The sequence below is a fragment of the Lactobacillus nasalidis genome (assembly GCF_016587775.1).
GTDB classification, from domain to species: Bacteria; Bacillota; Bacilli; order Lactobacillales; family Lactobacillaceae; genus Lactobacillus; species Lactobacillus nasalidis.
The window spans coordinates 1-7,700 of record NZ_BOCG01000467.1 but is presented as its reverse complement, the minus strand read 5'-3'; the positions used below and the strand labels follow the sequence as shown (position 1 = coordinate 7,700).

Genomic DNA, 7,700 nt, shown 5'->3' with positions numbered 1-7,700 from the left:
CAGCCGCGGCAAAGAGCAGGATAAGGGATGCTGCCGCCAGCCAGCTGCCCGGCCAGTAGATCAAATGGGTCACAAACAGGCAGGCCAGGTAGGGCCAGGACCACTTGAGCCGCAACAGGGTAAACTGCTTCCGGCTCAAGTGCCGGGTCAGCAAGAGCGGCTCAATCCCGGCCAGGTCCAGCCGCGGCAACATGACGCTGACCCAGTCAAAGAAGAGCAGGTCTCTGGACAAGATCTGGTCTCTGACAGCATAGGTGTAATAGCCCGTGTTCGCCAGATCCAGGCTGCTCCCCTTCAGTTCAACGAAATGCTTTCTGGCCAGGACCAGAATCGCTGCTGTCAAAACAGCGTAAATAAAATAAGCGATATTCTTTTTATTTTTCATGCAGTTACACTATTTTCTTTCCCGATATTCTTACAAACTGCATGATAGTGTTATGCTCTTTAGCCGCTGTCAACCACCATCCGTTTATTTATCAGTTTTCTGCTGGATTTTTGCTTCCTGTATGCAAAAAACTAAATGCTTTCCAAAGGCTGCTTAGCTTTCGGCGGCAAGTAGTCCCGGTCCAGGCTGGCCAGGTCTTCAGCCGTCAAGACCAGGTCAGCGGCCGCCAAATTGGCCTGCATGTGGGCGACTGAGCCGGCCTTGGGGATGGTCAGAACCTGCCCGGTCCGCATGGTCCAGGCCAGCAATACCTGGTGGACAGACACGCCCCGTTTGTCCGCGATCTGCTTGAGGCTGGGCTTAACGGGAATTGACTGGCCGTTGCCAGAGTTAAAGGGCGAGTAGCCGATAAAGGCAATGTCGTGCTGCTTTTGCCAAGGTAGGAGGTCATATTCAACGCCCCGCTTGTCGATATTATAGAGGTCTTCATTGGCAAAAACCGCCCCTTCCCCGGCAATCTCCACCAGCTCTTGCATGTCAGCCGTATCGAAGTTGGAAACGCCCCAGTGGCGGATCAGGCCAGCTTTTTGCAAATCCTGCAGGCCTTTGACGGTTTCTGCCAAAGGATAGTCGCTCTTCCAGTGCAAAAGATACAGGTCTAAATAGTCTGTCCCCAGCCGCTTCAAGCTGGCGGCCAGGCTTTTTTTCTGCTCTTGGGGGCTGGCGTGCCAGGGGTAGAACTTGGAGATGAGGAAGAGCTGGCTCCGGTCCAGGTCCTTGATGGCTTCACCGACCAGGCTTTCGGCCCGCCCTTCCCCGTACATTTCGGCAGTGTCGATCACGTTGACGCCGGCGGACAAGCCGTATCTTATGGCGGCGATTTCCGCCTCCCGCTTGCCGGTCTTTTCCCCCATGTTCCAGGTGCCCAGGCCCAGCTGGCTCAGTTTTTCTCCTTTGACGGTCATGTATTTCATGATATTTCCTCCATATGAGTTTATTTGCTTTTCTGCTTCTTTTTCCCTTCTAAGCATAGTACATGGCGGACATTTTTTGAAAAAATCATCCTAAATTTAGCAAGAATTATTGGTCTATACCTTGACAAAAAATCTCCGCGGAACTAAAATGGACTATACCAATATGAGTGAGTAAAAAATCAAGGAGTCGTGATCAAGATGAAAGTTATTGTTGCAGAAAACGCCAGTGAATTGGGCAAGCAGGCCTTTAACCTTTTGGCAAAGGCGGTTAGCAAAGGGGCAAAGACCTTGGGTTTGGCAACCGGGTCTTCACCGGTTGAGCTCTACCAGGAGATGGTGACCAGCCAGCTCGACTTCAGTCAAATGACCAGCGTCAACTTGGACGAGTACGTTGGCCTCAGCCCGGAAAACCCGCAGAGCTACCACTACTTTATGAACCAACATCTCTTCCAGTACAAGCCATTCAAGCGCTCCTACCTGCCGGACGGCCAGGCAAAGGACATTCAAGCAGAGTGCGGCCGCTACAACCAGATTTTGGCGGAAAACCCGGTAGACTTGCAGGTCTTAGGGATCGGGCAGAACGGGCACATCGCCTTCAACGAACCGGGCACGCCCTTTGACAGCGTTACGCATGAAGTGGCTTTGACGGAAAGCACGATCAAGGCCAACGCCCGCTTCTTCGACAGCATTGATGAAGTGCCAAAGAGCGCCATCTGCATGGGGATCGCCAACATCATGGCCGCCAAGGAAATCGTCCTTTTGGCCAAGGGGGAAAGCAAGGCCAAGGCCATCAAGGCTATGGTTGAAGGACCAGTAACCACGGATGTCCCGGCCAGCGTCCTGCAAAAGCACCCGAACGTTACGGTGATTGCCGACCAGGCAGCTGCCAACTTGCTTAAATAAGAAGTAAAACAGGAGCGTCTTCTCTTTAAGAAGATACTCCTGTTTTTTGCTGGATCAGTGCAGCTTGTTTTTCAGTAAAATATCCAGGTATTTTTGGTGCTCAGCCGTTGGAACAAAGCTGCTCCGGACAGCCAAAGCCGAATAAACGTAGATCCGCTGGTTGTGAATCAGCGGCACTAGCCGCGTTCCAGCCGGCGCGGGAAGGCCAGTATCGATTCGCAGCGCGACCCCCAGGCCGTCAGCGACCAGAATTTCGGTGGCATCAATATTGTCAAGAAAGAGCTTTTTCTTGGGATGAAAGTCCCGCTTGGCAAAAATCCGCTGCAGCGCCTGCGTGGACAGGTAGTTTTTATGCCGCATGATCACCGGCAGATCGCTGGCTTGCTGAATGTCAATGCTCTCTGCTGAGGCCAAGGGCGACTTTTCCGAAACCAAAAGCTTAAACTCATACTTCTCAATGTCATTGACTTGCAAACCTTTGAAAACTTGATCCGCAAAATGAGTAAAGACGATCGCGTCAAATTTTCCTTCATGCAGATGCTCCACCAACCGCTTGGAACTTTCCTGATGAGTTTCCAAGTTGGCCAAGAGCTTCCCTTGGTTGAGCTCTTGGATGACTGAAGACAGCCAGGCCCGGCCGGCGACCTCTGAATAGCCGAGAACGAACTTTTTATTCTGTGACCGTTTGAGGTCGCTTTTTAAAAGCGCTTCTTCCTTGAGGAAATTAAGCGCGTGCTGGTACAGTATTTTCCCCGCCGTGGTAACGTGCATGGCTGACCGCGTCTTTTTTATAATCAATTCTTGCGAAAATTCTTTTTCCAGCCGCCCTACCATCGAACTGATCGCTGGCTGCGACAAGTGGAAATAGCTCGCTGTCTCGCTGTAGCTTTGCGTCTGAACGAGCTTGACATAATATTCCAGATCTTTTAGTTGCATAGCTTAAACCTAAAAAATAAGCATTTATTTCATTTTTATAAATACAATCTATAAAAGCTTTCCTATATCAAATTGTAGCAAAAAAGTTTGTGAATGGCATCCCTGGTAATCAGTTATATTACAAGCTTTATATTTGTGAATAAAAATAAAATCAAAATCGGTGTTGTAAGCGCTCTTCTCCGGTGATAGAGTTCGTTTTGAAGAAAAAATTATAAATGAATTCGAGGAAAAAGCAATGAATACTGATGTTCAATGGAATGCTGATTATGATGTTGTTGTCGTAGGTTTCGGCGGGGCCGGCGGTTCTGCTGCCCGGTTCGCGGCCGACAATGGTGCCAAGGTTCTCCTGCTTGACGCAGCACCTTATGGCCATGAAGGCGGCAACACCCGTTACTGCGCGCAACACATCGCGATGGGACACGACTTCAACAAGTTGAAGGATTACTACAAGGCTCTGGCTGCTCCGTTTACTATTTCTGAAGCTGTATTGGATGCCTATGTCAAAGGGCTGACCCAAATCCCGGAATACCTCACCAAATATCTCGGCGTAGACCACCCGTACATCGCCAGCCGTGACAAGGCACCTGGCAAGCCGCTTTACGAGCGCCCAACTTTGGCTGAATATCCAGAACTGCCAGGCAGTGATACTTTTGATTTTGCCTTGGTTCATGACCACAACTTTGACGCTGCTTTGTGGAAGATCATTCGCGAAAACGTCAAGAAGCGCAGCAACAATATCGATGTTTGGCTGGCCAGCCGGGCAGTCAAGCTGATCCAAGATCCTGCCAGCTCCAGAATCGATGGCGTGGTAGTCAGCCGCGACGGAAAGGAATACACTGTTCATGCTAGACGCGGGGTAGTCTTGAGCCTGGGCGGGTTTGAAAACAATGCTGAAATGCAGCAGAACTTCCTCCTGCAGCCAAAGCGGACTCCACTTGGCACCCTCTACAACCGCGGGGACGGCATCAAGATGGCTGAAGAAGTTGGGGCCAAGCTCTGGCACATGAATACTTGGGAAAACCACGGGATCATGCCTGGCTACACCTTCTATGAAGGTGAAAACAAGCGTGGCCGGCAAATCAAGTGGAACCTGTTGACACACGGTTCAATCTTCGTGGTTTCAGACGATGCCACCCGCTTCTTTAACGAAGATGAAGCCGGCCGGCACGGTCACTCATATTCTCACGGTGCCTGGGAAGTGCCGACGGCCTTTGAAAATGCCTACCTGGTCTTTGACCAAAAGCAGTTTGACAAATTTGCCCACGAGGCTGAACAAGGCGCCTTGAAGTACCCAAGCTTCATGGACAAGCTGGTCAAGGGTGAATCCTTGACCGACTTAGCAGAAAAGACCAAGCTGCCTGCAGCCAACTTGCAAGAGACGATTGACCGCTTCAATTTCTACATTGACCAAAAGAAAGACTTCGAATTCAACCGGCCGGTTGACAGCATGGAAAAATTTGACGGCAAGGGGAAAGTTTATGCCATCAAGCTCGCTCCGTCAATGCTGAACACCCAGGGCGGCCCGCAAAGAAACGAATACGCGCAGATTCTTGACGTCAATGAAAAGCCGATTGAGCACCTGTTTGGCGCTGGTGAACTTGGCGGTGTCTGTGTCAACCACTACCAAGGCGGCGGCAACGTTGCGGAATGCTTGATTTTCGGCAAGATCGCCGGGGAAAGTGCAGCAAAGGCCGAAGCAACTGCCAGCGTAGAACTGACCAACCCTGTCGGCGTCATCAATGACCTGGTCAGCGGCGACGCAAAGGAAGATTTCGCTGTTGGAGACAACCAATACCTTGGCGAATCAGAAGCCGGGTTGGGCGGCAAGATCGTCGTTCGCGTAACTTACGAGGACAAGACGATCAAGAACGTTGAAGTTGTTGAAGATCACGAAACTGAAGGGATTGGCGAAGTTGCCGTTAAGGAAATTCCTGGCCGGATCGTTCAAGCCAACTCTATCGACGTTGACGCGGTTTCAGGTGCTTCAGCAACTTCAAGAGCGCTTAAAGAAGCTGTCAAATCAGCTATTGCCAAGGCGGAAAAGTAAGCGAGGCTGCTTATGTTGCAAAAAGTAAATTGGAAGGGATTTATCATCCCTCTGGTATTAGGCATTGGCCTGTGGCTCTTGACGCCGCTTAAGCCAGCTATGATTTCTGTCGCTGCCTGGCATTTGTTCAGTGTCTTTATCGCGACTATCGCTGCCTGCATTACCAAGCCTCTTCCTATGATGTCGGTCATGATCATTTCTATCACGATCAGCATCCTGCTGAAGCTCTTCACAACTGAAGAAGTTACTACTGCTTTTGGCAGTAACATCGGCTGGATGATCGCAATGTGCCTGTTCATGTCCGCTGGCTTTGCAAATTCCGGCCTGGGCAAAAGACTGGCCTACTACTTCATCAAGCTGTTTGGCAAGAGCACGCTTGGACTGGCTTATGCCTTTTCTTTCGTTGAAGTTGTGCTGTCAGTCGGCATCCCCAGCAATAACGCCCGCTTAAATGGGATCATCTATCCTATTTTGGACAGTCTTTCCCGCTCCATGGGATCCAGTCCTGAAGAAGGCACTGAGCGCAAGATCGGTTCTTACCTGGCTTTCAATGAATACGAAGTTGATATCATCACTTCAGCTCTATTTTTGACTGGGCTTGGCGGCAATTCAGTTGCCGTGGGCCTGGCCAAGGCTCAAGGCATTGAAATTTCCTGGCTTACCTGGTTCTTGGCAGCCCTGGTCCCTGGTGTCCTGTCCCTTGTCTTGGTTCCGCTGGTTCTTTACAAAATTTACCCGCCAACCATCAAGAAGACTCCAAATTCAAAGCAATGGGCTGATGACCACCTTGCCGAAATGGGACCGATGAGCCTGGCTGAAAAAATCATGGCCGCTACTTTTGCTCTGGCAACCTTGCTTTGGGTTATCGGCAGCTTCATTGGAATTGATGCAACCCTGGTCTCCTTTATCGCTGTATCAATTTTGCTGACGACAGGAGTTATTTCCATGAAGGACATGCTGGAAACAAAGTTTGCCTGGAATCTGTTGACTTGGCTGTCGATCATCCTCTTGATGCCAGCCAAATTGACCAAGCTTGGTTTCTTTAAATGGTTCTCAACTACCCTAGGCGGGATGCTTCACGGGGTCAACTGGATGCTGGTTTTGGCAGTTCTCTGCATCGCATATTTCTACCTCCACTACCTTTTCCCGAGCATCATCTCCCATATCAGTGCCCTTTATCCTGGTTTCTTGTCAATTGCAATCGGTGCTGGTGCCCCGCATCTGCTCGCCGCTTTGATGCTGTCCTTCTACGGCGTTATCGACTTGTCCACCTCTCCTTACTCTCAAGGTACCGCTGCCTTCATGTCCGGCACCGGGTATGTGACTGAAAAAGATTGGTGGAAGTTAAATGCAATCATCGGCGTTGTACTTAACATCATCTGGCTCGTTGTCGGCATTGCTTGGACAAAAGTAATCGGCATCTGGTAAATGCTCTGACTTTGTGACTCATATTTTAAAAGCTCTGTAAGCTTAACCAAAAACAGGAGCGTCTTCTCTTTAAGAAGATACTCCTGTTTTTTTGCTGGATTTTTAGAAAGCGATTGCAAAAAAGCAAAACCAATGATATTATAATATGTAAAAGATACTAAAGATTTACACCGGATTTAACATTGGGAGTGATTAAAATGCCTTGGTTTACTATCATGACGGTCATCGTAGTCATTTTGGCAGTCTTCGGCCTAATTGCTTTGGCCAAGTATCTGATCAACTACTCTAAAAAAGGCCGCTAAACAGCATACGCAAAAGGATCTGCCTCAACAGAAGGCAGATCCTTTTAGTTTATATTTTCCGAAATCATCGCATAGATGACTCGATTCCTAATCTGGTAGGGTTCTTTCAGACTATTGTTCCACGTGAAACTCCGTCCCTCCTCCAGGCAAATTATTCCTCTATCATGTTAGAGAATATTGGGTCAGATTATATAAAATTATGTCATTTGATATGATTTTGCCGAGTGTCTGCTTTAACAGCTTTAATATCTAGACCGACCTTTTTCAAGCAATACTTAGCAAGTAAGTATCACAAACGCTCCCTTGATATGGTTTTCAAGAAAACTGGAGGACAACTTTACAGTCCGTCAACCGAAGCTCTATACACAGACACAAATATTACTCGTTTGCCAAGTGGCTCCTCAAATGAGAGGAGACCATTTGGCTGGATGCAACACAGCATCCACTATCCCGTTCGCAAATGAGACGTTCGGGAATACTTTTCTTACTATCTGCATTGCACCGTTGATGTCCGCATTGACCAACAAACCCTTGTTGGTTCTAAACATGCCGCGGTGAATGCGCCGATTGGCTGGGCTCAGCCCTTGCTTTTTTCTGCTCTTATTGCCATTGTTCCAGCATGGCTTTTCGCCGTCAAGAGCACTAGTCTGACTTGTATACGATTCATTTGTGCAGATAACCGTGATACCGACCATATTGGCCTTGTAGCGGATCATATTGATCAT

At 49.0% G+C, this 7,700-nt stretch carries 6 protein-coding genes and 1 pseudogene; 3 read left to right on the top strand and 4 right to left on the bottom strand.

The window, feature by feature from the left end:
• Together lacNas_RS08895 and lacNas_RS08890 are read right to left on the bottom strand one after the other, a co-directional pair.
• Positions 1–385: pseudogene (locus tag lacNas_RS08895) on the bottom strand (hypothetical protein); the annotation flags it as partial.
• Between the two features lie 131 nt (positions 386–516).
• Positions 517–1,359, bottom strand: a complete 843-nt coding sequence (locus lacNas_RS08890) for an aldo/keto reductase (protein ID WP_201331059.1) — start codon at positions 1,357–1,359, stop codon at positions 517–519.
• Between the two features lie 198 nt (positions 1,360–1,557).
• Between lacNas_RS08890 and nagB the strand changes: the two genes are divergently transcribed.
• Entirely contained in the window at positions 1,558–2,262 is a 705-nt protein-coding gene (gene nagB / locus lacNas_RS08885) for a glucosamine-6-phosphate deaminase (protein WP_201331060.1), read from the top strand.
• A gap of 54 nt (positions 2,263–2,316) precedes the next feature.
• Here nagB and lacNas_RS08880 read toward each other — a convergent pair whose 3' ends face one another.
• On the bottom strand, positions 2,317–3,198 hold the full coding sequence (locus lacNas_RS08880) for a LysR family transcriptional regulator (protein WP_201331061.1): 882 nt from the start codon (positions 3,196–3,198) through the stop codon (positions 2,317–2,319).
• Between the two features lie 235 nt (positions 3,199–3,433).
• Between lacNas_RS08880 and lacNas_RS08875 the strand changes: the two genes are divergently transcribed.
• Both lacNas_RS08875 and lacNas_RS08870 read left to right on the top strand, forming a co-directional pair.
• Positions 3,434–5,245: an FAD-binding protein gene (locus lacNas_RS08875; protein WP_201331062.1), complete on the top strand. Its 1,812-nt coding sequence runs from the start codon at positions 3,434–3,436 to the stop codon at positions 5,243–5,245.
• A 12-nt stretch (positions 5,246–5,257) separates the two neighbouring features.
• Entirely contained in the window at positions 5,258–6,673 is a 1,416-nt protein-coding gene (locus lacNas_RS08870; protein ID WP_201331063.1) for a DASS family sodium-coupled anion symporter, read from the top strand.
• Positions 6,674–7,376: 703 nt separating this feature from the next.
• On the opposite strand, the gene lacNas_RS08865 is transcribed toward lacNas_RS08870, so the two are convergent.
• Positions 7,377–7,700 (bottom strand): zinc ribbon domain-containing protein (locus lacNas_RS08865; protein WP_201346789.1); only part of this gene is annotated, 324 nt, incomplete at its 5' end.

What these genes read in the sequence shown, in the direction of transcription:
- lacNas_RS08890 (WP_201331059.1), bottom strand. Translation starts at nt 1,359, where the DNA reads ATGAAATACATGACCGTCAAAGGAGAAAAACTGAGCCAGCTGGGCCTG.
- nagB (WP_201331060.1), top strand. Translation starts at nt 1,558, where the DNA reads ATGAAAGTTATTGTTGCAGAAAACGCCAGTGAATTGGGCAAGCAGGCC.
- lacNas_RS08880 (WP_201331061.1), bottom strand. Translation starts at nt 3,198, where the DNA reads ATGCAACTAAAAGATCTGGAATATTATGTCAAGCTCGTTCAGACGCAA.
- lacNas_RS08875 (WP_201331062.1), top strand. Translation starts at nt 3,434, where the DNA reads ATGAATACTGATGTTCAATGGAATGCTGATTATGATGTTGTTGTCGTA.
- lacNas_RS08870 (WP_201331063.1), top strand. Translation starts at nt 5,258, where the DNA reads ATGTTGCAAAAAGTAAATTGGAAGGGATTTATCATCCCTCTGGTATTA.